This is a genomic window from Aeromonas sp. FDAARGOS 1417 (genome assembly GCF_019046985.1).
Classification (GTDB): domain Bacteria; phylum Pseudomonadota; class Gammaproteobacteria; order Enterobacterales; family Aeromonadaceae; genus Aeromonas; species Aeromonas veronii.
In genome coordinates this window covers 2,587,378-2,613,723 of the sequence record NZ_CP077221.1, presented here as the reverse complement: position 1 = coordinate 2,613,723, position 26,346 = coordinate 2,587,378, and the positions used below count along the sequence as shown (strand labels likewise).

At 55.8% G+C, this 26,346-nt stretch carries 28 protein-coding genes, 1 other RNA gene and 1 riboswitch; of the genes, 21 read left to right on the top strand and 8 right to left on the bottom strand.

Going from position 1 to position 26,346, the window contains the following annotated elements:
- Positions 1 to 14 precede the first annotated feature (14 nt).
- The 4 genes from I6L47_RS11875 to I6L47_RS11860 all read right to left on the bottom strand — a co-directional run bounded on the left by I6L47_RS11875 (position 15) and on the right by I6L47_RS11860 (position 3,746).
- Positions 15 to 374, bottom strand: a complete 360-nt coding sequence (locus I6L47_RS11875; RefSeq protein ID WP_005355140.1) for a transcriptional regulator — start codon at positions 372 to 374, stop codon at positions 15 to 17.
- A gap of 314 nt (positions 375 to 688) precedes the next feature.
- On the bottom strand, positions 689 to 1,813 hold the full coding sequence (gene degS, locus I6L47_RS11870) for an outer membrane-stress sensor serine endopeptidase DegS (protein ID WP_005336297.1): 1,125 nt from the start codon (positions 1,811 to 1,813) through the stop codon (positions 689 to 691).
- A 109-nt stretch (positions 1,814 to 1,922) separates the two neighbouring features.
- Positions 1,923 to 3,284, bottom strand: a complete 1,362-nt coding sequence (locus I6L47_RS11865) for a Do family serine endopeptidase (protein ID WP_005336295.1) — start codon at positions 3,282 to 3,284, stop codon at positions 1,923 to 1,925.
- Between the two features lie 81 nt (positions 3,285 to 3,365).
- A complete protein-coding gene (locus I6L47_RS11860) occupies positions 3,366 to 3,746 on the bottom strand; it encodes a YhcB family protein (protein WP_181269566.1) in 381 nt (126 codons plus the stop codon).
- A 140-nt stretch (positions 3,747 to 3,886) separates the two neighbouring features.
- Here I6L47_RS11860 and zapE point away from each other — a divergent pair, with 140 nt between their 5' ends.
- From zapE to I6L47_RS11820, 8 genes are all read left to right on the top strand, one after another.
- Positions 3,887 to 4,981: a cell division protein ZapE gene (gene zapE / locus I6L47_RS11855; RefSeq protein WP_216947474.1), complete on the top strand. Its 1,095-nt coding sequence runs from the start codon at positions 3,887 to 3,889 to the stop codon at positions 4,979 to 4,981.
- A gap of 266 nt (positions 4,982 to 5,247) precedes the next feature.
- Positions 5,248 to 5,676 carry a 50S ribosomal protein L13 gene (gene rplM, locus I6L47_RS11850; RefSeq protein ID WP_005336289.1) on the top strand — a complete coding sequence of 143 codons (429 nt, stop codon included), beginning with the start codon at positions 5,248 to 5,250 and terminating at the stop codon, positions 5,674 to 5,676.
- Between the two features lie 15 nt (positions 5,677 to 5,691).
- Positions 5,692 to 6,084, top strand: coding sequence for a 30S ribosomal protein S9 (gene rpsI, locus I6L47_RS11845; protein ID WP_005336286.1), 393 nt, complete (start codon positions 5,692 to 5,694; stop codon positions 6,082 to 6,084).
- Between the two features lie 295 nt (positions 6,085 to 6,379).
- The gene (gene petA, locus I6L47_RS11840; protein WP_005336284.1) at positions 6,380 to 6,970 is read left to right on the top strand and encodes a ubiquinol-cytochrome c reductase iron-sulfur subunit; all 591 of its coding nucleotides are present in this window, start codon (positions 6,380 to 6,382) and stop codon (positions 6,968 to 6,970) included.
- Between the two features lie 2 nt (positions 6,971 to 6,972).
- Complete coding sequence (locus I6L47_RS11835) at positions 6,973 to 8,190, top strand: cytochrome bc complex cytochrome b subunit (RefSeq protein ID WP_005336282.1); 1,218 nt, start codon at positions 6,973 to 6,975, stop codon at positions 8,188 to 8,190.
- Positions 8,187 to 8,921 carry a cytochrome c1 gene (locus I6L47_RS11830; RefSeq protein ID WP_005336280.1) on the top strand — a complete coding sequence of 245 codons (735 nt, stop codon included), beginning with the start codon at positions 8,187 to 8,189 and terminating at the stop codon, positions 8,919 to 8,921. Before I6L47_RS11835 ends, I6L47_RS11830 begins: the two co-directional genes overlap by 4 nt.
- Before the next feature lie 87 nt (positions 8,922 to 9,008).
- Positions 9,009 to 9,638 (top strand): stringent starvation protein SspA, encoded by a 630-nt coding sequence (gene sspA / locus I6L47_RS11825; protein ID WP_216947473.1) that lies wholly within the window; start codon positions 9,009 to 9,011, stop codon positions 9,636 to 9,638.
- Entirely contained in the window at positions 9,635 to 10,060 is a 426-nt protein-coding gene (locus I6L47_RS11820) for a ClpXP protease specificity-enhancing factor (RefSeq protein WP_005336278.1), read from the top strand. Before sspA ends, I6L47_RS11820 begins: the two co-directional genes overlap by 4 nt.
- 44 nt (positions 10,061 to 10,104) lie before the next feature.
- Here the strand turns inward: I6L47_RS11820 and dolP are convergent, their stop codons facing one another.
- Genes dolP through I6L47_RS11800 form a run of 4 tightly spaced genes read right to left on the bottom strand, consistent with a single transcriptional unit; the run spans position 10,105 to position 13,388 of the window.
- Positions 10,105 to 10,683 carry a division/outer membrane stress-associated lipid-binding lipoprotein gene (dolP, locus tag I6L47_RS11815; protein WP_005336277.1) on the bottom strand — a complete coding sequence of 193 codons (579 nt, stop codon included), beginning with the start codon at positions 10,681 to 10,683 and terminating at the stop codon, positions 10,105 to 10,107.
- 4 nt (positions 10,684 to 10,687) lie between these two features.
- A complete protein-coding gene (locus I6L47_RS11810) occupies positions 10,688 to 11,278 on the bottom strand; it encodes an SIS domain-containing protein (RefSeq protein WP_005336275.1) in 591 nt (196 codons plus the stop codon).
- Positions 11,279 to 11,287: 9 nt separating this feature from the next.
- Complete coding sequence (locus I6L47_RS11805) at positions 11,288 to 11,680, bottom strand: YraN family protein (RefSeq protein ID WP_058057529.1); 393 nt, start codon at positions 11,678 to 11,680, stop codon at positions 11,288 to 11,290.
- Positions 11,601 to 13,388 (bottom strand): penicillin-binding protein activator, encoded by a 1,788-nt coding sequence (locus I6L47_RS11800; protein WP_225315380.1) that lies wholly within the window; start codon positions 13,386 to 13,388, stop codon positions 11,601 to 11,603. The genes I6L47_RS11805 and I6L47_RS11800 overlap by 80 nt, the downstream gene beginning before the upstream one ends.
- A gap of 199 nt (positions 13,389 to 13,587) precedes the next feature.
- On the opposite strand from I6L47_RS11800, the gene rsmI reads away from it, so the two are divergent.
- The 13 genes from rsmI to fliGL all read left to right on the top strand — a co-directional run bounded on the left by rsmI (position 13,588) and on the right by fliGL (position 26,337).
- On the top strand, positions 13,588 to 14,421 hold the full coding sequence (gene rsmI, locus I6L47_RS11795) for a 16S rRNA (cytidine(1402)-2'-O)-methyltransferase (protein WP_128834350.1): 834 nt from the start codon (positions 13,588 to 13,590) through the stop codon (positions 14,419 to 14,421).
- Between the two features lie 156 nt (positions 14,422 to 14,577).
- Positions 14,578 to 14,964: RNase P RNA component class A (gene rnpB / locus I6L47_RS11790), an RNA gene on the top strand.
- Between the two features lie 227 nt (positions 14,965 to 15,191).
- Positions 15,192 to 16,064, top strand: coding sequence for a lateral flagellar motor switch protein LfiM (gene lfiM / locus I6L47_RS11785; RefSeq protein ID WP_199258926.1), 873 nt, complete (start codon positions 15,192 to 15,194; stop codon positions 16,062 to 16,064).
- An 8-nt stretch (positions 16,065 to 16,072) separates the two neighbouring features.
- Positions 16,073 to 16,450: a lateral flagellar motor switch protein LfiN gene (gene lfiN, locus I6L47_RS11780; RefSeq protein ID WP_019444828.1), complete on the top strand. Its 378-nt coding sequence runs from the start codon at positions 16,073 to 16,075 to the stop codon at positions 16,448 to 16,450.
- Entirely contained in the window at positions 16,450 to 17,184 is a 735-nt protein-coding gene (gene fliP / locus I6L47_RS11775; protein ID WP_103251093.1) for a flagellar type III secretion system pore protein FliP, read from the top strand. The genes lfiN and fliP overlap by 1 nt, the downstream gene beginning before the upstream one ends.
- A 1-nt stretch (position 17,185) precedes the next feature.
- Positions 17,186 to 17,455: a flagellar biosynthesis protein FliQ gene (gene fliQ, locus I6L47_RS11770; protein WP_005336246.1), complete on the top strand. Its 270-nt coding sequence runs from the start codon at positions 17,186 to 17,188 to the stop codon at positions 17,453 to 17,455.
- Positions 17,452 to 18,234: a lateral flagellar biosynthetic protein LfiR gene (gene lfiR, locus I6L47_RS11765; protein ID WP_005336245.1), complete on the top strand. Its 783-nt coding sequence runs from the start codon at positions 17,452 to 17,454 to the stop codon at positions 18,232 to 18,234. Before fliQ ends, lfiR begins: the two co-directional genes overlap by 4 nt.
- Entirely contained in the window at positions 18,231 to 19,367 is a 1,137-nt protein-coding gene (gene flhB / locus I6L47_RS11760) for a flagellar biosynthesis protein FlhB (protein WP_103251094.1), read from the top strand. The genes lfiR and flhB overlap by 4 nt, the downstream gene beginning before the upstream one ends.
- A 3-nt stretch (positions 19,368 to 19,370) precedes the next feature.
- Positions 19,371 to 21,446 carry a lateral flagellar biosynthesis protein LfhA gene (gene lfhA / locus I6L47_RS11755; protein ID WP_021231850.1) on the top strand — a complete coding sequence of 692 codons (2,076 nt, stop codon included), beginning with the start codon at positions 19,371 to 19,373 and terminating at the stop codon, positions 21,444 to 21,446.
- A 175-nt stretch (positions 21,447 to 21,621) separates the two neighbouring features.
- A riboswitch (cyclic di-GMP riboswitch) is annotated at positions 21,622 to 21,709 on the top strand.
- A gap of 137 nt (positions 21,710 to 21,846) precedes the next feature.
- Positions 21,847 to 23,229: a lateral flagellar response regulator transcription factor LafK gene (gene lafK, locus I6L47_RS11750; protein ID WP_216949350.1), complete on the top strand. Its 1,383-nt coding sequence runs from the start codon at positions 21,847 to 21,849 to the stop codon at positions 23,227 to 23,229.
- Positions 23,230 to 23,232: 3 nt separating this feature from the next.
- Positions 23,233 to 23,562 carry a lateral flagellar hook-basal body complex protein LfiE gene (lfiE, locus tag I6L47_RS11745; RefSeq protein WP_216947472.1) on the top strand — a complete coding sequence of 110 codons (330 nt, stop codon included), beginning with the start codon at positions 23,233 to 23,235 and terminating at the stop codon, positions 23,560 to 23,562.
- A 17-nt stretch (positions 23,563 to 23,579) separates the two neighbouring features.
- Positions 23,580 to 25,322 carry a lateral flagellar M-ring protein FliFL gene (gene fliFL / locus I6L47_RS11740; RefSeq protein ID WP_216949349.1) on the top strand — a complete coding sequence of 581 codons (1,743 nt, stop codon included), beginning with the start codon at positions 23,580 to 23,582 and terminating at the stop codon, positions 25,320 to 25,322.
- Positions 25,309 to 26,337 (top strand): lateral flagellar motor switch protein FliGL, encoded by a 1,029-nt coding sequence (gene fliGL, locus I6L47_RS11735; RefSeq protein ID WP_040068863.1) that lies wholly within the window; start codon positions 25,309 to 25,311, stop codon positions 26,335 to 26,337. The genes fliFL and fliGL overlap by 14 nt, the downstream gene beginning before the upstream one ends.
- Positions 26,338 to 26,346: the final 9 nt, after the last annotated feature.

Sequence of the window (26,346 nt, the reverse complement as noted above, 5' to 3'; positions counted from 1 at the left end):
GATTTCTCCTTGAGTTACGGGTTCTGCACCGAGCTGAGTTCGTTTTCTTTGGCGACTTCAAAATGGACGGACAAGAGGTGTGCCTCCTCATAAGCAAGCTGATCCAGCCAGCTGACGACCTGTTCGGCGAGACGCAGTGAGAGGGGGGAGATCTCTTCAAACAGGCTGAGGTCAACCTCCGGCAGGGGCTCGCCACTGTGGGAGCGCCACACCATGGCTTTGACATGGGAAGCCAGCATCTGCCGTTGCACCTCGTTGGGGATGATGCCCTGTTCGGCCAGCAGGGGATAAATGCGCGCGAGGATATGATCGGTCTGGCGCAGCAACTCCGGGCTGTTCGGGGTCAGGGTCTGGTCGTGAGTCTCTGTTTGCAATGTCTGCTCTCCAAGGCTGGCAGAAGGTATGGCGTTACCCTAAGCCTGCGCGTCGATGTGGAGGAGGCAGTGTTTTTCCGATTCGAAGCGGAAATTCCTGAGGAAATGGCCCCGAAGTGATCGTTTGGATACTGAAAAGGTAAAAAGAGTGCTTATTGAAGCTGGTTTTGTGTGATCGGTAGCGCACAAATCGGGGGGCGGGGGCAGGGCAAGCGTTGCGGGAAACTGTGAGTCATCTCACGGTAAGAGACGTTGCCGAGAGGGCAGATATAGAAAAGGGCGGTTTCCCGCCCTTCTCATTAAAAGGAGTGACGCTAGCTGGCCGATGCGGCGCTCGAGCTGGCCGTTCTCTGCTGATAGCGCAGGTCTTCCTCTATAGTGACCACCACTTCCAGTGGCTTGCCGGAGCGGAATACCGAGATGGTAAGCTTGGTGCCGGGGCGGCTCTCGACAATCTTGTCCATGGCGCTGCGTACGCCACTGATGGCCTCTCCGTTGATCTTGAGCAGCACATCCCCTCGCTGCAGGCCGCCTTTGGCCGCCGGTCCGTTGGGATCCAGACTCTCCACCACCAGACCACGCAGGTCGCCGAGGTTCATCATCCGCGCGACGATGGGGTTGATCTCGACGCTGGAGATCCCGAGGTAGCCGCGGATCACCCGGCCGTTGGCGATCAGCTCATCCATGATCCGTTTTGCCAGCCGGTAGGGGATGGCGAAGCTGATGCCGTAGCTCTCCTGATTGCCGTTGAGGTGATAGGTGGCGGTGTTGATACCCACCAGATCGCCACGGCCGTTGACCAGCGCGCCACCCGAGTTGCCCTCGTTGATGGCGGCATCGGTCTGTAGCAGATCCTGGCGGCCATTGCTGTCGGGCCCCATGCTGGAGAGGCCGGTACGGCCGGTCGCACTGATGATGCCCTGGGTGATGGTCTGGCCGACGTTGTAGGGGTTGCCGATGGCGAGCACCACATCCCCCACTTCTGGCAGTCGCTCGGGATCCTGCGGGATCACTGGCAGGTTGTCTGACTCGATATAGAGCACGGCGAGGTCGGTGAGCTGATCGGTACCGACCAGCTCGGCGCTGAAGACGCGGCCATCCTGCAATGCGACGATGATCTGGTCGGCATCGGCGATGACGTGGTAGTTGGTCAGAACATAGCCGCGCTGATTCATGATGACGCCGGAACCCAGCCCTTGCGGGCGCAGTTCCCCCTGATTGCCCTGATTGGGGGCAAAGCTGCGGGTGTAGATGTTGACGACGGCAGGGCCTGCCCGATGGGCGGCATAGGAGAAACTCAGTTCACGGGCATTGGTGATGATGCCGGGCAGTTGGGCACCACCGCGAAAATGGGGAAACAGCAGCAACAGCAGCGCCGCGACGGTCAATCCAAAACCGACAGACTTGCCCAAGTAACTGACTAAAGGGGGGATTTTCATGTCATTCTCATCCGTACAGGCTGCGCGCAGAGAATAACACTATCGATGGATAAAAATCACCCGCGGTGAAGGCCGCGGGTGATAGAGGGGTTGGCGAACAACTTGAGCGTTAGCGGATCACCAGATAGAGCGAGGAGTCGCCGCGCTGGATGTTGAGTGCCAGCACGTCAGGTTTGTTCTTGAGCGCCTTGGTCAGCTCGCCCAGGGTGTTGATGCGCAGGCGGTTGACCCCGATGATGATGTCACCTTTCTGCAGGCCGGAAGCGGCTGCCGGAGAGCGAGGATCAATATCGGCCACCGCGACACCGGAGACCGGGTCGGTAGTGGTGCTCAGCTTGGCCCCTTCCAGTGCCGGATGCAGCGCGCTGGCGCGTACTTCGCTGTCATCGGCCTGCTTCAGGGTCACTTTGGCAGTTTGTGACTTGCCATCGCGGATCAGCCCCAGTTCGACCTGCTTGCCAGCGCCCATGGTAGCGATCTTGGCACGCAGCTCACCGAAGGAGCGAACCGGTTTGCCATCGATGCTGACGATGATATCGCCAGCCTTGATGCCCGCCTTGTCGGCCGCCGAATCAGGCATGACCTGATTGACGAAGGCACCATCCTTCTTGTTGTAGCCGAAGGTTTTGGCGATGTCTGAGGTAAGCTCGGTGCCGGTAATCCCCAGCTGGCCGCGACGCACTTCACCGTACTTGACGATCTGCTCGGTCAGATCCCGCACCATGTTGGAGGGGATGGCAAAGCCGATGCCGATGTTGCCGCCGTTCGGGCCCAGAATCGCGGTGTTGATACCGATCAGCTCGCCACGCAGGTTGAGCAGGGCGCCGCCGGAGTTACCGGAGTTGATGGCCGCATCGGTCTGGATGAAGTTCTCCAGATTCTCGATGTTGAGGCCGCTGCGACCCAGCGCGCTGACAATACCGGAGGTGACGGTCTGGCCCAGACCAAACGGGTTGCCGATGGCCAGCGCATAGTCACCTACCCGCAGCTCGTCGGAGTCGGCGAACTTGATCTGTACCAGATCCTCGGCCTTGATTTGCAGCAGGGCAATGTCGGACTGCTTGTCTTCACCGATCTTCTTGGCCGCATATTCACGACCATCCTTCAGGTTGACCTTGATCTCGTCCGCCTCGTGAACCACGTGGGCGTTGGTGATCACGTAACCCTTCTTGGCATCGACGATGACACCGGAGCCGAGCGCCTGGAACGGCTGCTCGCTCACCTGTTCATCGGGCATGTTGGGGCCGAAGAAGAACTTGAACTGTTCCGGCAGACGCTGACGGGTAATTTTTTTGCCAGAAACCGAGATATTGACCACCGCCGGGGTGACCTGTTCGAGAACAGGCGCCAGGCTTGGCATCTCCTGATTTGAACCTAACAGGGAAGGCAGTGCAGCCTGAGCAGGGGCCGCAGACATGGCGATACCGACACTGAGGGCTAGCACACTGAGCATGGAAAGAGGTTTACGCATATGAAAAACAGCTCCCAGAAAAAGTTGCATTGCAATCGTCAAGGTCAGACCACGGGACTGGCCAATTAGTTCCGCGAGGAACTAGTTTGGTTGCTTGAGCAGTCCGGAAGAGGCGCCAGCATAGTCGCGAGGCGGAACGCCCGGCTCTTCTGCCACATTGGCAGGGGCTTCTTCTACCAATGATTCGCGGAACAGCGGTTCCTGCGCCTTGGCCAGGAATTTGCTCTGCTCGGCCATGTGGCGATAGAGGGTCTGATACTGCTCGGCCAGTTGCTCCATCAGGGCGGCACTGTCGGCGAAGTGGGTGTTGATCTGGCCCTGATAACTCTCGAGCTCCTTGTGGGCCTTCTTCAGTTCCTGTTCGAGACGGCCAGCATCGCGGCTACGTACCGAAAAACGGCCGAGAACGATACCGATAATCAAGGCCGTGACAGCCAGCAGGATCCCAGTTAACAGACTCATAGATGCTCCTTGTTACAGCTAAAACAGAGTGGGTTTATGCGGTCGTCATAACCGCCATGCCTTGATGGCACTATACCGTGCGTCCTGAGGCCGTGATACCATTTTGTCCTCGATTCAGGGACTTGGAGAGGCGCTCAAGGATGACACCGCAGCAAAAATACCAGCAGGATCTGCTGCGCCCCGGCTTTGTGGCCGACCCCGCACAGGGGATGGCCATTAGCAGGCTGGAGCGACTGTATCAGGATTTGCTACGGCGCCCGACTCCGACCAGATCTCGAGGGCTGCTGGGTTGGCTGCAAAAGCCCAAGCCGCCGGAGCCCGTCCTCGGTATCTATATGTGGGGCGGAGTGGGCCGAGGCAAGACCTGGCTGATGGATACTTTTTTCGACAGCCTGCCGGGGACGCGCAAGATGCGCAGCCATTTCCACCGCTTCATGCACCGCATTCACGATGAACTGCAGGGGCTGAGCGGGCAATCCGATCCCCTCAAGCTGGTGGCCAGCAAGCTTGCCAGCGAGACAGACATCATCTGTTTCGACGAATTTTTTGTCTCCGACATCACCGATGCCATGTTGCTGGGAACGCTGTTTCAGGAGCTATTTGGTCACGGTGTCGTGCTGGTCGCCACTTCAAATATTCCGCCGCAGGAGCTTTATCGCAACGGGTTGCAGCGAGCCCGTTTTCTGCCAGCTATCGAGCTGATCGAGCGCCATTGTGAGGTACTTAACGTGGATGGTGGTATCGACTATCGCCTGCGTACGCTGGAACAAGCCGAGATTTATCACTGCCCGCTGGACTGGCAGGCAAAAGCCAATCTTGACCACTATTTTCAGCAATTAACCGGTGGGCACACGGCTTGCGAGGGGATGTTCGAGGTCAATCATCGCCAGCTGACGTCGCTGGGAATGGAGGAAGGGGTGCTCTATATGGAATTTGAGCAACTTTGCTGTACTCCCCGCTCCCAGAACGACTATATCGAGCTGGCCAGGCTGTTCCATACTGTTCTGCTGGCCAATGTTCAGCCAATGGGCACAGGCACGGATGACGCGGCTCGCCGCTTCATTGCCATGGTCGATGAGTTCTACGAACGGCATGTCAAACTCATCATGTCGGCGGCGGTTCCCATGACAGAACTCTACGGCGAAGGGCTGCTGAATTTCGAATTCAAACGCTGTCTTTCGCGGCTTCAGGAAATGCAATCGCACGAATACCTTGCCAGAGTGCACCTTCCTTAGTCACAATACCGCGCCTGCCAGTCGGATGGGCATCTGCGGCAGGTAGGGCCGGGCGACATTTGCTGGTTTCATGGCAGTGAAATTAGCAGGTGATATTTAAGGCAACTTCACTTATAATCGCCCGGCCCACGTTACAGCTGTCGATAAGACAGCAACACTTTAAGCTTTACTTGTATTCGAAGGGGTACAGGTAGGCCATCGTTTGTTGTTTGTGGGAGAGCCCCCATAAGCAATTGGGTCTGTAACAGGTAATTGGGTTTAACTTAATGAAAACTTTCGTTGCCAAGCCAGAAACCGTAAAACGTGACTGGTACATTGTGGACGCAGAAGGTAAAACTCTGGGTCGTATCGCAACCGAGATCGCTGCTCGTCTGCGTGGTAAGCACAAAGCTGAGTACACTCCGCACGTTGACACCGGTGATTACATCATCGTTGTAAACGCTGAGAAGGTACACGTAACCGGTAAGAAATTTACCGACAAAATGTACCACGCTCACTCCGGTTTCCCGGGTGGTATCAAGTCAATCAGCTTCGACAAGCTGATTCAGCGTAAACCGGAAATGGTAATCGAAGCAGCCGTCAAAGGCATGCTGCCGAAAGGTCCTCTGGGCCGTGCCATGTTCCGTAAACTGAAAGTTTACGCAGGCGCCGAGCATGCTCATGCTGCTCAGCAACCTCAAGTACTGGATATCTAATCGGGAACTGGCAACATGGCAGAAAATCAATACTACGGTACCGGCCGTCGCAAAAGCTCCACTGCTCGCGTATTTATCAAAGCGGGTAGCGGCAAGATCGTAATCAACCAGCGCTCCCTGGAGCAGTACTTCGGCCGTCCGACTGCCCGCATGGTAGTTCGTCAGCCGCTGGAACTGGTTGAGATGACCGAGAAACTGGACCTGTACATCACCGTTAACGGTGGTGGCATCTCCGGTCAAGCTGGTGCGATCCGCCACGGTATCACTCGTGCTCTGATGCAGTACGACGAAACCCTGCGTTCCGAACTGCGTAAAGCTGGCTTTGTTACTCGTGATGCCCGTAAGGTTGAGCGTAAGAAAGTTGGTCTGCACAAAGCTCGTAAGCGTCCGCAGTACTCCAAGCGTTAATTCGCTTTTGGTACTCACTCTTTCGAGTGTCAAAAAAGCCTGGCAACTGCCAGGCTTTTTTTATTGGTAATATTACCGACATCAATGCTAACCACGCGTCACAAAAGACAAAAAATTGTTTCTTTATTGTTTTCATTGCTCACCGCTCTTTCTTGTCAAGTTGTTATCTTTTCTTTAAAATTTCCCCTGTTTTCTGTGGCAATTGTAAATCCAGCTTCCGCCGCTGTTGTCACGGGAAAAATGGGGAACAGGGACACTATAAGAATGTGCGGAGTCCACATGGGAGAGTTTTTGGATGAGCAATGCGCCAGTTGATACCGGTCGCCGCAGATTTCTTACCTGGTCAACGGTTGCCGTTGGTGGGGTAGGAGCTGCGTTTACCGCAGTGCCGTTTATAAAGTCATGGAATCCGAGCGCCAAGGCCAAAGCAGCCGGTGCGCCGGTTGAAGTCGATATCAGCAAGTTGGAACCGGGTCAGCTCATCCGTGTCGAGTGGCGAGGCAAGCCTGTCTGGGTGGTGAAACGCACCAAACAGACGCTGGATGCCTTGGCCGCGCATGATGACAAGCTGCGGGATCCCTCATCTGAAGAGCCGCAGCAGCCTGACTATGCCCATAACGGGTACAGGTCGATCAAGCCCGAAATTTTTGTCGCGGTCGGTATTTGCACCCACTTGGGGTGTTCACCTTCCTATCTGCCTGACAGCTTTGGCGAGCAGGTGCAGGGCGTTACGTCCGGCTTCTTCTGCCCGTGCCATGGCTCCAAGTTCGACATGGCCGGCCGTGTGTTCCAGGGGGTGCCTGCACCGCTGAACCTGGTCATTCCGCCCTATCAATTCATTAATGACACCACCATCCAGGTCGGTGCCGATGGCAAGGAGGCCTGACCATGTTGAGTAAACTGATGGGCTGGATCGATTATCGATTCCCGCTCACGGCCATGTACAACGACCACATGGCCAAGTATCCGGCACCGAAGAATCTGAACTTCTGGTACTTCTTCGGCTCGCTGGCCATGCTGGTGCTGGTCAACCAGATCATCACCGGTATCTGGCTGACCATGAACTACAACCCCTCCGCGGAAGGTGCGTTTGCCTCCGTGGAGTACATCATGCGCGATGTGGAGTACGGCTGGTTGCTGCGTTACATGCACTCAACCGGTGCGTCTGCATTCTTCATCGTGGTCTACATGCACATGTTCCGCGGCATGATCTATGGCTCTTATCAGAAGCCTCGTGAACTGCTGTGGATCTTCGGCATGCTGATCTTCCTGGTGCTGATGGCGGAAGCCTTTATGGGCTACTTGTTGCCCTGGGGCCAGATGTCATTCTGGGGTGCTCAGGTCATCATCTCGCTGTTTGGCGCCATTCCGGTCATCGGTGACGATCTGACCCTGTGGATCCGCGGTGACTACGTGATCTCTGGTGCGACCCTTAACCGCTTCTTTGCGCTGCACGTCATTGCGTTGCCGCTGGTGCTGGTGATGCTGGTTGCCATGCACATTCTGGCGCTGCACGAAGTAGGATCCAACAACCCGGACGGTATCGACATCAAGAAGCACAAGGACGAAAACGGCTGGCCGCTGGATGCGGTGGCGTTCCACCCTTACTTCACCGTCAAGGATATGATCGGTGTGGCAGGCTTCCTGTTCTTCTTCTGCGCCATCATCTTCTTCAAACCGGATATGTGGGGTTACTTCCTCGAGAAGCCGAACTTTGAAGTGGCCAACGGCCTGAAAACCCCGGAGCACATCGCGCCTGTGTGGTACTTCACGCCGTTTTACGCCATTTTGCGGGCGGTGCCGGACAAGCTGCTTGGCGTCATCATGATGGGTCTCTCCATCGTGGTGCTGTTCTTGCTGCCGTGGCTGGATCGCTGCAAGGTGCGCTCGGTGCGTTATCGCAGCATGCTGCACAAGCTGAACATTGCCCAGTTTGTGGTCTGCTTCATCATCCTGGGGGTGTTGGGGGTGCTGCCATCGACGCCGACGTTGACGCTGGTTGCCCAGATCTGTTCACTGGGATATTTCGGGTTCTTCGTCCTGCTGTTCTTCTATAGCAAGAATGAAAGCACCAAGCCGCTGCCGGAGAGGGTGACATTTAAATGAAAAGAATAATATTTGCAGTGCTGACCCTGCTGCCATCTCTGGTATTTGCAAGTGGCGGAGCTGTTCATCTGGACAAAGCCAATTACGATCTGAGTGACAAGGCATCGCTGCAACGCGGCGCGGCCACCTTTATGAACTATTGCGCCGGATGCCACTCTACCCAGTATCAGCGCTATAACCGGGTCGCAGAAGATCTCGGGATCCCCGAAGATTTGATGAAAGAGAACCTGATTTTCACCGGCGCAAAGGTCGGTGACCTGATGAAGAGCGCCATGTCAGAGAAGGATGCCGCCAAGTGGTTTGGTGCGCCGCCCCCCGATCTGACTCTGGTTGCCCGGGTGCGCGGTGCAGACTGGATCTACACCTATCTGCGCTCCTTCTACGTGGATGAGACCCGTCCGTTCGGGGTGAATAACGCCGTGTTCCCGTCCGTGGGCATGCCCCATGTGCTGGAGCCGTTGCAGGGAACCCCCCGTGCAGAGTTCGCTACTCACACGGTCGACGGAGTGGAAACCCAGCAGGTTGTCAGCATCAAATCTGACGGTAATGGTGAAATGGATGACGAAGAGTATGATCAGACGGTACTGGATCTGGTAAACTTCTTGGTCTACTCGGCTGAACCGGTACAACAGGAGCGTGAACGCATGGGCTTCTGGGTGCTTGGATTCATCGTGATCTTCTTCATCTTCACTGTGCTGTTGAAGAAGGAATTCTGGCGCGACGTTCACTAAGCGACCAGATACGGGTAATATAATGCACGGCAATGAAGACCAAGATGCTTCATTGCCGTTTCTGCTTTTTAATGACGGGAGGGTTCAATGGCTGTAGCTGCCAATAAGCGTTCGGTAATGACGCTGTTTTCCGGTGCCAACGATATGTTCAGCCATCAGGTGCGTATTGTCCTGGCGGAGAAGGGTGTTAGCGTGGATATCTGCCAGGTTGATCCAGCCAATCTGCCGGATGAGCTGGCCGAGCTGAACCCGTACAACTCTGTACCGACCCTGGTTGATCGTGAGCTGGCACTCTACACCTCGCGCATCATCATGGAGTATCTGGACGAGCGCTTCCCGCATCCGCCCCTGATGCCTGTTTACCCGGTTGCCCGCGGTAACAGTCGTCTGATGATGCACCGCATCGAGCTGGACTGGTACTCCCTGGCCGACAAGATCATGGCCGGAATCGATGCTGAAGCGGCACGCAACGAACTGCGTGACAACCTGCTGGCCATCGCGCCGATCTTCGGTGAAATGCCCTATTTCATGAGCGAAGAGTTCGGTCTGGTGGATTGCTACATGGCACCGCTGCTGTGGCGTCTGCCGAGCCTTGGCATCGACCTGACCGGTCGTGGTGCCAAAGAGCTGAAGGCCTACATGGTTCGTCTGTTCGAGCGTGAGTCCTTCCAGGCTTCCCTGACCGAAGCCGAACGCGAGATCCGTGCCGGCGTATGAGCATGGAACCGACAATGACACCGAGCCGCCCGTACTTGTTACGGGCGTTCTTTGACTGGTTGCTGGACAACGATCTGACCCCTCATCTGGTGGTCAACGTCAACATTCCCCATGTGATGGTGCCGATGCAGTTTGCTCAGGACGGACAAATTGTACTGAATATCGCGCCCAGAGCCGTGATGCAATTTCACATGGATAACGAGGCTATCAGCTTCAGTGCCCGCTTTGGCGGGGTCTCCCAGCAGGTTTATATCCCGATGGCGGCCGTACTGGCCATCCATGCCCGGGAGAACGGCGTGGGCACCATGTTCCCGCCCGAGCCGGGTTACGATATCTGGCTGGAGCAGGCTGAAGCGCCGGTGGAGCCTGAGCCGGAACCGCCGCGTCCAAGCGGTCGTCCGACCCTGAAGGTGATCAAATAAAAAAACGCAGCCGATTGGCTGCGTTTTTTTATGTGCGGTCGGGCTTAGTTCTGGGCGAACTCGAAGGCCTTGATCACGCGCTTCACACCGGTGACATGGCGGGCGATGTTGACTGCCTGCTCTCCCTCCTGGCGAGTCACCAGACCAATCAGGAATACCTCGCCGTTCTCGGTGACCACCTTGACCTTGGTGCTGTCGAAGTTCTTGGTGCCGAACATATCGGCTTTCACCTTGGAGGTGATCCAGGAGTCATTGCTGCGAGTGGTGAAACTGGCTGGTTGGCCGATGCGCAATTCGTTGTAGACGTGGCGAACCCCTTCGATGCGACTGACAATTTTGCCCGCCTCAATCTTGTAAACGTCAGAAGGTGTCTGGCCGACCAGCAGGACGCGGCCATTGTTGCTGTAGACGCTGATCTTGCTGGCTGCACTGAGTGGTTTGTTGTCGGCCAGCAGATTGGCCGCTTTCAGCTCGATGGTCTGGTCATCCCACTGCGCGCCCAGCGTCCGGCGATCGCCAGAGGCCTTGGCAGTCCCTGCGGCGCCGCCAACAACCAGGGCTGCGCAGCCTTGCAGCAGCAGGGTGCTAACCAGCAGACCGAGCAGGATAGTGTGCTTTTTCATGGTTTCAATCTTCCTGTTGCGGGAAAAGTGTCTGGTCGATGAGATCACACAGGCAGTGCAGGGTCAACAGGTTCACTTCCAGAATGCGAGGGCGACGGGCGGAGGGAACACGGATCTCCACATCGTTCGGGCCGAGCAGGCCTGCCATTTCGCCACCGTCACCCCCGCTCAGCACCACTATGGTCATGTCGCGGGAGAGGGCGGCTTCAGCGGCCTTGATCAGGCTGCGGCTGTGGCCAGAGGTGGTGATGACCACCAGAATGTCGCCAGGCTGGCCCAGCGCGCGGATCTGCTTGGCGTAGACCTCTTCAAAACCGTGATCGGTAGCGATGGCGCTGATGGTTGCCATGTCCGGGGTCAGGGCCATGCCGGGCAGGGAGGGGCGCTGGGTCTCGTAGCAGTTGACCAGCTCGGAGATGAACAGTTGCGCCAGTGCGGCAGAAGGACCGTTACCGCATGCCAGCACCTTGTGGCCATTGAGCAGGCAGATGGTGATCATCTGGGCTGCAGTATGGATGGCATCCGGCAGCGCCTCGGCGGCGGCTATCTTGGTCTGGATGCTTTCGGTGTAGTTCTCTTTGATGCGGTCAGTCATAGGGTCCTCTTAAAATGCGTTTTGGATCCAGGCTGGCTGGTCGCCCTCGAACGCAATCACATCGAATCGGCAGGCCTGATTGGCCTCGTTGATGGCATGTTGCTTCAAATAGTGGCGCGCTGCCAGCATGATCTTGTGCTGTTTGCTGCGGGTGACCGAGCTGGCGGCCCCGCCATGGCTGCCGGTAGCCCGGTAGCGCACCTCAACAAACACCAGGGTCTGGCCCTGGTGCATGATGAGATCTATTTCACCGCCACGACAGCGGTAGTTGCGAGCTACCGGTTGCAGGCCCCGAGCCTGCAACCAGCGTTCAGCGACTTGTTCAAAGTGCTGTCCCTTGCTCGTTGGTGAGGGGAACAGGCTCGGCAACTGCTGGCGTATCCGTTTCCATAGTTCCTTCATTGGAGGGCTCCTCCAGTTGCTGAACGGCGTTCTCGTCGACCAGTTTGCCGTTCTGGTAAGTACCCCAGCTCAGCATCCGCACGATATTGCCCTGGGCATCCACGCTCAGCTGACCGCTCATGCCGGCCTGCTGCATGCCACCCACCTTGCGCATCTGCTGCAGGTTCTCAGCCAGACTGACGGCATCGTAGCCCATGGCAAACAGACGCAGCAGGTCACCCTGAGTCTGCGGCCAGAGCAGGGCGATCTGCTCGCGCTGTTTCTCGTAGCCACCCAGCAGCAGCGGCATATCGGCGATATGCATGCCGTTGAGCTCGGAGGCGACCTCGGTGGCGGCGCTGTCGTAGCCACGGGAGCTGGTGTAGATGGGCAGGCTGCCCATCGGATTGACCGAGACATCCACGTATGGCTTGATCATCCGGGTTTCCAGGCTGTTCGCCACCACATAAACGGCATCGATGCTACGCGGTGCGGCATCAGAGAGTTGCACTACCTCGCCAGCACGGGCGGTAGAGCGGCCGCTCAGGGCATTTTTGACCATCCCCTGCACTTCGTTGCGGGCACCGAAGGTGGCAACGACCGGCTTATCCTGGCTCAGGGTAGCCCAGCTCTGCTCGAACGCCTTGATACTGCTGTAACCGATCCGCCCCTGGGCGGCGATCAGCAGCGGTTTACGGTAGCCCTGGGTGTAAAGGTACTGGGCTGCCTGCGCGGCATCTGCTGCGGCAGAGAGGGAGAAGTAGTAGGTGGTGTCGTTGACGACCGGCTTATCCAGCTCGTTGAGCGCCAGTACCGGCACGGTCGGATTGGCCTTGAGCAGCTCCTCGACCCGGTCTTTCAGCAGCGGGCCGATGATCATGTCCGCCCCTTCCTGAATCGCCTGCTTGTAAAGATCGCCGGTTGACTTGCTCTGGGTGTCGTAGAAGTTCAGGGTGAATTGCCCCTGATTTTCCTTATAAGACATCAGCATACCGTTACGGATGGCGGCGCCCTGCGGCTCCAGATTGCCTGAGAGGGGCAGCAGCACAGCGATCTGTTGTACCGAGGTGCTGGCAGTGGCCGCCAGATCGCCCAATCCTGCCGGCATATCCTTCTGGGCTGGATGGTTGGGGAAGTCGCGCTTCCAGCCTGCCAGTTGGCGTGCCAGCAGGTTCGGCTGGGCGCCAAACTCGTTGACCAGTGCCGCCAGTCGTAGCCAGCCGGTGGTCACATCAGGGGCCGGAGCCTCTTCCAGCGCTTGCAGGGTGGAGGGGGTCATGCTTTTCAGCAACGACCAGATCTGCTGATGGTTGGTCGCCTGCTCGCTCTGATTGAGGTAGGGCTCCAGTGCAATCAACGATTTGGCTGCGCCAAACTTGTTGTTGATGTCGAGCTGAAGCACTACGCGCTGGCGATACCAATCCTTCTGGGTATCGGCATCCAGCACCACCTCGGGTTTGCCTTCCAGCAGGATCAGCGCCTGATTGGCGTGGCCTTGCGCCAGCAACAGATGGGCTTGCAGCAGTTGCAACTGTGCCTTCTGAACGGGATCCTTGGCCTGCTTCTGCAATTGCTGGAACAGTGCCGAGGCCGGTTTGGCCTGGCCCAGCGCCAGATAGCTGCGTGCCGCCAGCATCTGCCAGGTAAAGGCCTCGGCCGGCTTGGCCGGGTCCACCTGCTCAAGATACCACTGGGCATTCTTGGTCAGATTGGAGAACGCAGAGGGCATGCCTGACTGCCCTGACGGTTGATTGGGCTCCGACGCACAGGCGGCGAGCAGTACTGCCGCGAGTATGATGCCGAAGAGTCGTGATACACTTAGCTGCTTTGTAACCCGGTTCAAGTTCATTCCCCGACCAGTGTTGAAGTTCCCCATAGTGTAAACGGGCCAATATGGCGACACAATTGTCGGGGCACTCGGAGATCCCATGAGTGACATCCCAACCCTGTATATAGTCCCCACTCCGATCGGCAATCTGGCGGACATCACCCAGCGTGCATTGGACATTTTACGCAGTGTCGATCTGGTGGCAGCCGAAGATACCCGTCATACCGGTATCCTGCTCAGCCACTACCAAATCTCGGTGCCGACCTTCGCCCTGCACGATCACAACGAGCAGCAGAAAGCCGATGTGCTGATCGGCCGGATCAAAGAGGGCAAGAGTGTTGCTCTGGTCTCCGATGCCGGCACCCCGCTCATCAGCGACCCCGGTTATCACTTGGTCACCCGCTGTCGTGAAGCCGGGGTCAAGGTGGTGCCGTTGCCCGGCCCTTGTGCCGCCATCACCGCCTTGAGCGCGGCCGGTCTGCCCACTGATCGATTTGCCTTTGAAGGCTTCCTGCCCGCCAAGAGCAAGGGTCGCGATGATCGTCTGCAAGCCGTTATCGAAGATCCCCGTTCGCTGGTGTTTTACGAATCTCCGCGCCGTGTGCAGGATACAGTGGAAGCGATTGCTCGCATTCTCGGCGAGCGTCAGGTGGTGGTGTGCCGCGAGCTGACCAAGACCTTCGAGTCTATCCATGGTCTGCCAGCGTCTGAAATGCTGACCTGGCTTGGCGAGGATGACAACCGCTGCCGCGGCGAGATCGTGCTGGTCGTGGCTGGCGCCTCCAAAGAAGAAGAGGATCTGCCTGCCGAGGCGATCCGTACTCTGGGTCTGCTGGTGACTGAGCTGCCACTGAAAAAAGCGGCTGCCCTGACCGCCGAGATCCACGGCGTGAAGAAGAATGCCCTCTATAAATACGGTCTCGAGCACTATTGAGTCGGTTAATAGGTAGTCAGACTGTTTTTTGACCTGATCAACCCCTTGTATCGACAATCAGTCAGCCTGTAAACGGGGGCCAAAGCGCGATAAATGGCTGTAAACGGGAATTGCCGGTTTACCCCGTGCGTATCGCAAGGCTATAATCCGCGCCTCGGAGTTGGCTGGGCAATCGCTGCTTCGTCGTTGTGTCCCTCGGGACAGACGGGCGGAGGGGAGGAAAGTCCGGGCTTCACAGGGCAGGGTGCCAGGTAACGCCTGGGGGGCGTGAGCCTACGACCAGTGCAACAGAGAGCAGACCGCCGATGGCCCGCAAGGGATCAGGTAAGGGTGAAAGGGTGCGGTAAGAGCGCACCGCGCGACTGGCAACAGTTCGTGGCACGGTAAACTCCACCCGAAGCAAGACCAAATAGGCCCCTATTGGCGCGGCCCGCGTTGGGGGCGGGTAGGTTGCTTGAGCCAGCGAGCGATTGCTGGCCTAGAGGAATGATTGCTACCCGGGGCAACCCGGTACAGAACCCGGCTTACAGGCCGACTCCGACCTCATTCCGCGTGAACCGTCACGCTAAAATCCCGGTGCCTAACGGCACCGGGATTTTTATTATTCACGCCGAGATGCACCGCATGGCGGCTTTCTGGAATTTGTAATAAAGTTCTCACCCTTTTTGGTCGATATACGTCGGCTGGACTGTCTGTATCTATCACACTGCTGGCCTGATGAGCGACCCTGTGGCAGTAAGGCGAGATGAAATGGTTAAGGTGGATTATTAATGTCATCAAGCAGCGCAATGCTCACACCTTCCCGGCTGCTTAGCGCAGAACGGGGCAGAACCCTGCCTCATTATGATCTGTTGGGTGTCGAGCGGTTAAACCACGCCCGTTTGAAGCAGGTCAATGGCCAGTTGAGCACATTTTCCCTGCAAGCTGCGAGTTGTATGGCCCAGCTGTTCAATAGTGCGGAGTGCGAACTGAATTATGGCGAGTTTGCCTTTTCCGGCCCGGCAGAGACAGATGGCGCTGATATCTGGGTCGAGGCGAGAAGTCCGCTTGAACCACAGCGCGCCGTCTATTTCTCGATCGCACCCCTGGTCATCTATCGTCTTGCGGTCCTCTTTTTCGGCGGCACCTTGCAGCAAAAAGAGGAGCATGTTCAGTCTGGCAAAGGGCTGACCGATACCGAACAGCGGCTGTTATTGCGGCTTTGCCAGTATCAGGTTGATATCTGGTGTGCTTGTCTGGGGTTGGGGGATCTGAAGTGGCAGTTGCATGTCGTGCCACGGGATTCCATCGCCCACCGCCAGCTCTGGACCACGCAGGCAACCCTGCAGGCAGGTAATTGCACTCATCACTGGCAGATGTGGTTGCTTCCCCCCGAGGAGTCCATTTCTCAGGTCAGCCATTCATTGCCGGCAGGTCAGCTGGAACAGGCTCTGACTCATGTCCCGGTTCGTCTGCGGGTGGTGATGGGCCAATTGTCCATGACGCTGGCGGATCTTGAGTGTCTCAAGGTGGGTGATGTGCTGTCACTGGACTTGCCTGAGGTGGTGCCAGCACTGATTGGCAGCCGTCCCTGCTTCAGTGGACGAATCGCAGAACACAAAGGCAGCCTGGTCTATCAGGTTGCGACGGTTGTAGAGGAGTAAATTGAATCATGAGCGAGCACAATATGAATGATCCGCTGGATCTGGATGGACTGGATCAATTGTTTGGTGACGACATCAGCATGCCTAGCGCCGCAGACTACTTGGCCCCCACCAGTAGCAGCAAACAACGGGATCTCTCCTTCTTTCGCCAGATCCCGGTCAAGGTGACGCTGGAAGTGGCCAGTACCGAAGTGCCGCTCGGCGATTTGATGCGCGTCGAGGAGGGGGCTGTCATTGAACTGGACAAGCTGGCGGGTGAACCGCTGGATGTGCGGGTGAATGGCCGTCTGCTTGCCAAGGGCGAAGTCGTCGTCGTGAATGGCAAATATGGTCTGCGCCTGGTCGATGTCATCGATACCAACCTGCTGGGTGGCATGGACGACTGATGCGCTATCTGCTGCTGACGCTGCTGTTATTTTCGCTGCCCGGCTGGGGGGCGGACATGACCCTGTTATCGGTATCGCCAGGCGCTTCAGGGGGCGAGGACTACAACATCAAGTTGCAGATCCTCTTCTTCATGACCCTGCTGGGTCTGCTTCCGACCTTGTTACTGATGATGACCAGTTTTACCCGGATCATCATCGTGCTGGCCATATTGAGACAGGCACTTGGCCTGCAGCAGAGCCCTCCCAACCGGGTGCTGATCGGCATCAGCCTCATCCTGACTGTGGTGATTATGCGTCCGGTCTGGACGGACATGTATCAAAATGCATTTGTCCCTTATGACCAGAATGAAATAACCCTGTCAGAGGGGATCGCCAAGGCAGAAAAGCCCCTGCGCAAATTCATGCTGGCCCAGACCCGTGAACCGGATCTGGAGCAGATGCTGCGTATTTCTGGCGAACCAACTACGGTCGCCAAAGAGGATGTGCCTTTCGGGGTGCTGTTGCCCGCGTTTGTATTGAGTGAGTTGAATACCGCATTTCAGATTGGCTTTATGCTGTTTATCCCCTTTCTGGTGATCGATTTGGTGGTCGCCAGCGTCTTGATGGCGATGGGGATGATGATGCTCTCACCGCTGATCATCTCGTTACCCTTCAAACTGATGGTGTTTGTGCTGGTCGATGGCTGGTCGATGACCGTCGGCACCTTGGCTGCCAGCTTTGGTGGGGGAGGCTGATATGACCCCTGAGCAGAGCGTTGCCCTGGTTGGTGGCGCGGTCAATCTGGTGGTGACCATGGTCTCGGTGCTGATTGTACCGGGCCTGATCGTAGGTTTGGTGGTCAGTATTTTTCAGGCGGCCACCCAGATCCAGGAGCAGACGCTCAGTTTTCTTCCCCGTTTTATCGTGACTCTGATGACCCTTATCTTTACGGGTAACTGGCTGTTGTCGCAGATCACCACTTTGTTTCAGGATCTTTTTCTTAAAATCCCCGGGTTTATCGGATGAATTCGCTGCTGTCACTCAGTGCTGCTGACCTGACCGCATGGTTGGGACAGTGGTGGTGGCCGTTTATCCGGATCGGCATGGCATTCTGGGTGATGCCGGTCTTTGGGGATACCCGGGTGCCTGCGCAAGTTCGCCTGATGCTGGCGTTCATCATCAGCCTGCTGCTCGCCCCCATGATGAAGGATATGCCGGTTGTCGATCCTTTCAGTGCCGGTGCGCTGGTCCTGGCGGTGGAGCAGCTGCTGTTTGGTTTGCTGTTTGGTCTGTGTGTCCAGCTGCTCTATATGGTGATGACCACTGCGGGGCAGATCCTCTCCATGCAGATGGGGCTCGCGATGGCGGTGATGAATGATCCGGTCAACGGTGATTCTGCACCCATCATCAGTCAGGTCATGATGGTGTTTTGCGCATTGCTCTTTCTGGGGCTGAATGGCCATCTGGTGGTACTGGATATTCTGGTGCAGAGCCTGCGTAGCTGGCCGCCGGGTTCATCTCTGGATCTGATCGATATGAAAGGTGTGATCGGCTTGTTTGGTTGGTCTATCGGTGCCGCCCTGTTGCTGACGTTGCCTGCCGTTGTCGCCATGTTGATGGTTAACCTGACCTTCGGGGTGATGAACCGGACCGCCCCTTCGCTCAATATCTTCTCTCTCGGTTTTCCCATGACCCTGTTGCTCGGGTTGCTCACCATGGCGCTCTCCATCAGTGGCGTGCCCTCCCGTTATCTGGATTTGGTTACCCATGTGCTTGAACAGCTGCGAGGCTTGACCCCGGCATGAGTCAGAACAGCGCACAGGACAAAACCGAAGAGGCCTCCAGCCAGAAACGCCAGAAAGCGAGAGATGAGGGGCAGATCGCTCGCTCAAAAGAGCTCAGTTCTGCCGGTTTGCTGCTGCTTGGCGGGTTGGTGATGCAGTGGATGGTGCCGGGGTTTGGCCAGTTCTTTGCCGAGTTGATGAAGCGTCCGCAGCGTTTTGACTGGCAAGGTGCCCGTGACCCGCAGATGATGATCCATTGGTTGGGTGAAGCGCTCATAAACATGCTGTGGGTGCTGCTGCCCCTGTTTGGTTTTCTGGCCCTGATGCTGGTGTTGCTCAGCATAGTGCCGGGCGGTATGGCGTTGACCTGGAAAAAGCTGCTACCCAGTGGCGAGAAGATGAACCCTTTGAAGGGGCTGGGGCGGATGTTCTCCAAGAACAGCCTGATGGAGTTGCTGAAGTCACTGCTCAAGGTGACGCTGATCGGCGGTACGCTGGCGTTGATGCTAAATCATCAATGGCCTTCCTTGTTGATGATGAACCGGATGCCTCCTCAGGCGGCCCTCGAACAGGCGCTACGAATCCTCTCACAGGCATTTATTCTGCTGGGGAGCGTACAGATGCTGATTGCCGTGCTGGATGTGCCCTATCAGCGCTGGTCGCTCAACAAGCAGCTCATGATGACCAAGCAAGAGGTCAAGGATGAGCACAAGAACAGCGAAGGGCGTCCCGAAATCAAAGCCAAGATCCGCCAGGTGCAGGGAATGCTTGCCCGCGCGCGCATCGAGCAGCGGGTACCGCAGGCGGATGTGATTATCGTTAACCCGACCCATTATGCGGTGGCCATAAAATATGATGCGACTCGTGCCAATGCCCCTTTCGTGATTGCCAAAGGGGTCGACAGTATGGCCGAGCGGATCCGTCAGGTTGCCAAGCAGCATGACAAGATGGTGATGAGCTTGCCCGAGTTGACGCGAGCCATCTATCACTCGACCAGGGTGGATCAGGAAGTCCCCGCAGGGCTGTACACGGCAGTTGCCTATGTATTGAACCATGTATTGCAGTTAAGGGCGTATGAGGCAGGCAAGGGGAGGAAACCGACCCCTCTTGCCCCGTTATATGTACCGCCCGAGTTACGTCAACCTGAGAGGTAAGTTGTGAACTGGCGTGTATTCACCCAATCCTATACCGCAATTCCGCTGATGTTATTGGCCATTCTGGCCATGATGATCCTGCCTCTGCCCGGTTGGCTGCTGGATGCGCTCTTTACCTTCAACATCGTGTTGGCGGTTCTGGTGTTGCTGGTATCCGTCTCGGCCCGCAGACCACTCGATTTCTCGGTATTCCCAACTGTGTTGCTGGTTGCCACCTTGATGCGGCTGTCGCTGAACGTGGCCTCTACTCGTGTGGTGTTGCTGCACGGTCATGAAGGGCATGAAGCGGCCGGTAAGGTCATCCAGGCATTCGGTGAAGTCGTGATCGGTGGCAACTATGTCGTCGGTCTGGTGGTCTTCGTGATCTTGATGATCATCAACTTTGTGGTGATCACCAAGGGTGGTGAGCGGATTTCGGAAGTATCCGCCCGCTTCACTCTGGATGCTATGCCCGGCAAGCAGATGGCCATCGATGCCGACTTGAATGCCGGCACCATGGATCAGCATCAGGCCAGGGCTCGCCGTGAGGAGATCGCGCGCGAGGCGGACTTCTATGGTGCAATGGATGGTGCTTCCAAGTTCGTTCGTGGTGACGCGATAGCTGGCATGTTGGTGCTGATCATCAACCTGGTGGGTGGGTTGGCCATCGGTATCTTCCAGCATGCCTTGCCCGTCGCGGAGGCCTTCCAGCGCTATGCACTGCTGACCATTGGTGATGGTCTGGTTGCCCAGATCCCGTCCCTGCTGATGTCGACTGCTGCGGCTATTATCGTGACTCGGGTCAGCGATGAGGGTGAGATGGCTGATCAGGTAGGTCAGCAGATCCTGGCATCGCCTCGCGTTATCTATACCTCTGCAACCATCATGCTGATCCTGGGTCTGGTGCCCGGGATGCCGATGCTCGCATTCCTCAGTTTCGCAGCTGTACTGGCCTGGACTGGCTGGAGTGTCAGCAAACGAGCCGTCAATGTGCCGGATCTGGATGCAGCGCAAGAGCTGACTCGTCAAATGATTCAGCCTGAACAGCAGGCACTGGAGTGGCAGGATTTGCCGCCAGTTGATACGGTCGCCATCGAGCTTGGTTATCGTCTGGTGCCTTTGGCTGAAACTGATAAAGGAGCTGAACTGCTTGCCCGGGTGCGCGGGATCCGTAAAACCCTCTCCGAGCAGTACGGTTTTCTGCTCCCCGAGATCCGGGTGCGCGACAATCTGCAGTTGCAGCCGGATCAGTACCGGATCAAGCTGTCCGGCGTCGCGTTAGCGATGGGGAATGTGGATTGTCAGCGCTTGATGGCCATCAGCAGTGGTGAGACCTATGGCGCGCTAGATGGCGAGTTGACCCAGGACCCGGCCTACGGCATGAGTGCGGTCTGGATCTCCCCTGAGCAAAAGGCCAAGGCCCTTAATCTTGGTTACTCGGTGGTAGATTCGGCCACCGTGATTGCTACTCACGCCAGCAAGCTGTTGCGTGAACAACTTGATGCACTGTTTGGTCACGATGAAGTTGGCAAACTGGGCCAATATCTCGCCAGTCAGTCCCCCCGGTTGGCTGAAGAGCTGAATCTGGCGCTGACCCAGATGCAGCAATTGAGAGTGTTTCGTCAATTGCTAAAGGAGCAGGTCAGTCTTACCGATATACGAACTGTTGCCACGACGCTGCTGGATGCGAGCGAGCTTACCAAAGACCCTGTCTTGCTGGCATCCGATGTGCGCTGTGCCTTAAAGCGCCAGATTGTGCGGCAGGCCATTGGTAATCGCGATGTGTTGGCCACCTTTACGCTGGATGATCGCCTTGAGCAGACATTGCTGGCTGCAATGAATCAGTCACAACAGCAGGGCAAAATCCAGCTGGACAGCTTCCCGGTCGATCCGCAACTGCTGGCCCAATTGCAGCAAAATATGCCGTTGGTGAAGGAGCAGTTGCAGCAGTTGGGACATGCCCCCGTATTGGTTGTTATGCCGCAACTGAGACCGTTAATAGCCCGTTATGCCCGATCATTTTCAAAGGGACTCAAAGTGCTTTCTTATAATGAAATACCGGAAGAGTTACGGGTAGAGGTAATTGGTACACTTGGTTAATTGCTGTTGGATAAATGCGCTGATGGGGAAGTGTTTTTTCCGCCTTTGCTTGAATTGCCGTATGAATACTATATGATGTGACGAAAATTGACGCAGCAATGTGTGAAAGTTAAATAACAAAAACAATATTAATTGTGTTGCTACACGCCTAGGCAATCAGGTCGGGCGTGTTATCACATTGTAAGGGCAAACTGAACTGAAAAGTCAGGACGCAAAGCCTCCGGTCTAACAGCATGAAAGCTAATGACAGCGGGGTTACCAAGGTGAATTTGGATACAATATTGTTACCATATGGATACAAGGTTGTGCTGTTTTTCAGTATTACCTTGTATTGATCCTTTGTGTCTGATGCTTCAGCTCTATTGATTGTCCTATTCACAGTCACAGGTATCAGATGTCTATGTCTTCGGGATTATCAATAAATAAAACAATCGGGTTGTGTGGTGATGGTTCTGCTGAACCACATATATTATTGATTCAACCGTTAGTTGCTGGGAATGAGGTTGGACATATTCTCTCCAGGGAAGGTCTTAGAGTATCAACGGTTAATTCTGTAAAACAGTCAAAGAGCATTATTGCTGGCAATAATGTTCATCTTATATTGCTCGATATGGATGCTATGACCGAGCTTGGACCACGTATTCTGCATGAGTTTGAAGGGCTCGATTGTGTCATTATTGTTAATGAGCATCAGGCCACAATTGCTGCAGAAGCTATGTGTGCCGGAGCCATAGATTATATTGTCAAACCCTTCCGCTCCCAGCAATTGCTCGATGCTGTTCGTGGTGCTTTACGCCTTCGTCAGGCGATCCCCAATCTTATCGCTGTGTCGCCCATGAGCCTGCAGGTCTTGCAACTGGCTCGACGTGCAGCCAAAACCTCTGCCACCATTCTGATCGGGGGTGAGTCAGGCACCGGTAAAGAGCGGTTGGCCCGTTATATTCATGATATGTCAGTTAGGTCTGAAAAACCGTTTGTTGCAATTAATTGCGCCGCTATTCCTGAGACAATGCTTGAGTCAATTCTTTTTGGCCACAATAAAGGTGCATTTACCGGTGCTATTTCTGCCCAGCCTGGCAAATTTGAGTTGGCACAGGGTGGGACCCTGTTATTGGATGAAATATCTGAATTGCCTTTGAACTTGCAAGCAAAGTTATTACGGGTTTTGCAGGAGAAAGAAGTGGAGCGGCTTGGTAGTAATCAAACGATTGCTCTTGATGTTCGAATCATTGCTGCCAGCAATAAAGATCTGCGTACTTTGGTTGCTAATGGATTATTCCGTGAAGATCTTTTTTATCGTCTTGATGTTTTGCCTATGAGTTGGCCCGCATTGTGTGATCGCCCTGACGATATTATTCCGCTGGCCAACTATTTTATTGAGCGTTATGCACCTCAGCAGGGTTATCGCCTGAGTAAGCAGGCGTGCCAATTGCTGTTGTCTTATGAATGGCCAGGAAATGTGCGAGAGCTTGATAATGTTATGCAACGCGCATTAATTATGGCGCGCGGTTTGCATATACAGTCCGTCGATTTGATGTTGCCAAACTGTATTCTTCCCCAAGAAACAGTCGCATCAGACACGTGGCATGCTCCCGAGGGGTTGAGTGAAACCCGGCGGCATGCCGAGTTCCAATTTGTATTAGAGACCTTGCGCCGCTTTCGTGGCCATCGTACCCGCACAGCCGATGCTCTGGGCATGACAACCCGGGCACTGCGCTACAAGCTTGCGGCGATGCGTGAGCAAGGCATTGATATTGAACAGCAGATTCAAGCAGAGGGATAAAGAGTGAAAATTCAAATGATGTCATCGCAGGTGACACTCCTGCAACAGATGCAGGAAATGCAGCGTGTCGCCAGTCAGACACCGTCCATCGAACCCAATAGTGATGTATCGGGAGCATCGTTTTCAGAGGCTATGCACGACGTAGTCGGGCGTGTCAATGAACAGCAAAATATTGCCTCAAAATTGATGGCATCGGTCGATGCCGGACAGAGCGATGATCTGGTGGGGGCCATGGTGGCGAGTCAAAAAGCCGGCTTGAGTTTTTCAGCCTTGATGCAGGTTCGCAACAAGCTGATGACCGGTTTTGACGACATTATGCGCATGCCGCTCTGAGGTAACAGATGACTGAACTGGTAACATCCCCTCAGGGGGCTGCCCCTGATTCGCTCAAAATCAGGTTGCAAGAGGGGCTACGCAATTGGCGTACCCTCTCCCGTGACAATAAATCGATCCTGACTATTGCTCTGCTGGCTGCCATTGTGGCGGGTACCATAGTCGTTATCCTTTGGACCTCCAGCAAAAACTATGTGCCCCTGTATGGCAAACAGGAGCTATACGATACCGCCAACATCATGGAGATGCTGGAGAAAGAGCAGGTACCTTTCCGTCTGGAAAAGAGCACCGGTCAGGTACTGGTTCCTGAAAATCAGCTGGCTCATGTCCGGATGGCACTTGCTGCGCGAGGGGTGCGTGCAGCCATGCCGTCGGGTCTGGAAGGGCTGGACAATGTAACCGGGTTGGGTACCAGCGAATTTATGGAAGGGGCGCGTTATCGTCATGCCCTGGAAGGGGAGCTGGCCCGCACCATCATAGCGCTCGATGCCGTGCGCAGTGCCCGTGTTCATCTGGCTATTCCGAAGCGCACGCTATTCGTTGGACGTGATGAGGAGAAACCCAGCGCGTCGGTAATGCTCGATATGCAACCGGGCCAATCCATCGAAGCGGGTCAGGTCGAAGCGATAGCCAACCTGGTTGCGGGTAGTATTTCCGGAATGAAACCTGGTGCTGTGACCGTGGTGGACCAATCTGGCCAGTTGCTCAGCGCAGAGCTGGGGGACAAGGTCGGGTTTGGCAAGCAGAGCGTCCAACAGATGGAGTATGTCCGCAAGCTGGAACAATATATCCGTCAGCGTGCCAATGACATGCTCTATCCCATGTTGGGCAGCACCAATTTCAAGGTGCAGATCGCGGCAGACGTGAACTTCAATGCCGTCGAAGAGACCCAGCAGCAGCTCGATCCGCAAGGTGTGGTGACTCAAGAGTCCAACAAGTCCGACAAGACTATCGATGCGCTGGCGATGGGGATCCCGGGGGCGTTATCCAACCGCCCGCCTGAAACGGCGGCAAAAGATGAAAAGGCTGGTGCTGACAAAGGCAATGCAAATGCCAATACCGCGACACAACAGAACGACACTCGTACCGAGCGTCAGGAAATCAGCAAGCAGTACGAAAACAGTCGCACCATAGTGCACACCCGTTACCAGCAGGGGCGGCTGGAGCGAATTAACGTCTCCATTCTGCTTAACCAGCAGATTGCTCCGAAAGGTGGCTGGAGTGCCGAGCAACTGGAACAGATCCGTCAGATGGTGGAGCGTGCAGTCGGTTTCGATGAGTCACGTGGCGATCAGATTAGTCTGCAGGCCTTCGATTTCAATGGTGCAGTACAAGTAGCCGCGCCCGAATCCAGTTGGTGGGAAACCCCTTACTGGCAAGACTCCCTGCGTTATCTGGTCGGCGGTTTGCTTGGCCTGACACTGGTCTTCTTCGGTATTCGTCCGCTGGTGAAACACCTGGTTCGTACCCAGCAGCAGCCGGATATGGAAATGAATGAGACTGAGGAAGATCTGGAGCCCACAGTCGGATTGTCGATGCGCAGTGATGACCTTCAACCTCCGGTCACATTGTCCAGTGGCTTGATCCATGCAGACAATGAGATTGAACCCCAATTCACATCATTGGATTTGGACTCACTGCCAGAGCCGGGATCTGAACTTGAAGTGCAACTCAAGCATTTGCAGTTGTTGGTGGAAAAAGATACCGCCCGCGTGGCGGAGGTTTTCAAAGCGTGGGTGAGTGGCAATGAACAGCGTTAACTTGAATCAGAGTGCTGTCGATATCGATATCGACAACCTTGAGAAGGCCGCAATCTTGTTGCTGAGCATGGGGACAGAGTCAGCAGCCAAGGTGATGCAGAAGCTCTCCCGTGACGAGGTGCAGCGGTTGATATCCAAGATGGCCGCGCTCTCTGGCGTCAGTGCTATCGAAGCGAAATGGACATTGCAACAGTTCTTCAATCAATACCGTGAGCAGAGCGGTATTGGCAGTGCCTCACGGGAGTATCTGGAGCAGACGCTGGATCTGGCGTTGGGCCAACGTCTCTCCCGCAGCCTGCTCGACAGTCTGTACGGCGATGTGATGAGTCAGGATATCCAGCGTTTGCAGTGGGTGCCAGCCGATGTACTGGCTCGTTTCTTCCGTAATGAGCATCCCCAGATGCAGGCCGTGCTGCTGGCCTTCCTGCCGCCCCAGACTGCGTCCGCCGTGCTAGATGCCTTGCCCGGATCGGTACACGATGATTTGTTGGTGCGTGTCGCCAGTCTCACCAGTGTCAGTGAACATGTGCTGGGCGAGCTCAGGCTGACGCTGGATCGCTGCCTCACCTATGTGGCGGATCAATCCGGTGCCAAGGTAAACGGGGTGCGGCAGGTAGCCGATATTCTCAACCGTTATCAGGGTGACAAGGAGCAGATGCTTTCCCTGCTGCGTGAGCACGATGGTGATATGGCGTTTGAGATCGAGAAGAACATGTTCGATTTTATGACGTTACGCCGTCAGAGCGACGACACCTTGCAGCGATTGGTGCAGGAATTGCCCAGCGAATTGCTGGCACTGGCTCTCAAGAATACCGACCCTGGCTTCCGCAAAGTTATTCTGGGGGCTATGCCGAAACGTATGGCTCAGGCGCTGGACGATCAGATCCAGAACCAGGGCAGTGTCTCTTTGCGCAAGGTCGAACAGGCAAGAGAGGAGGTCATGCAATTGGTCCGCGAGTTGGTGGAGCAGGGCGAGATCGAGTTCCAACTGTTCGAAGAGCCTACCGTCAGCTAACAGGAGGCA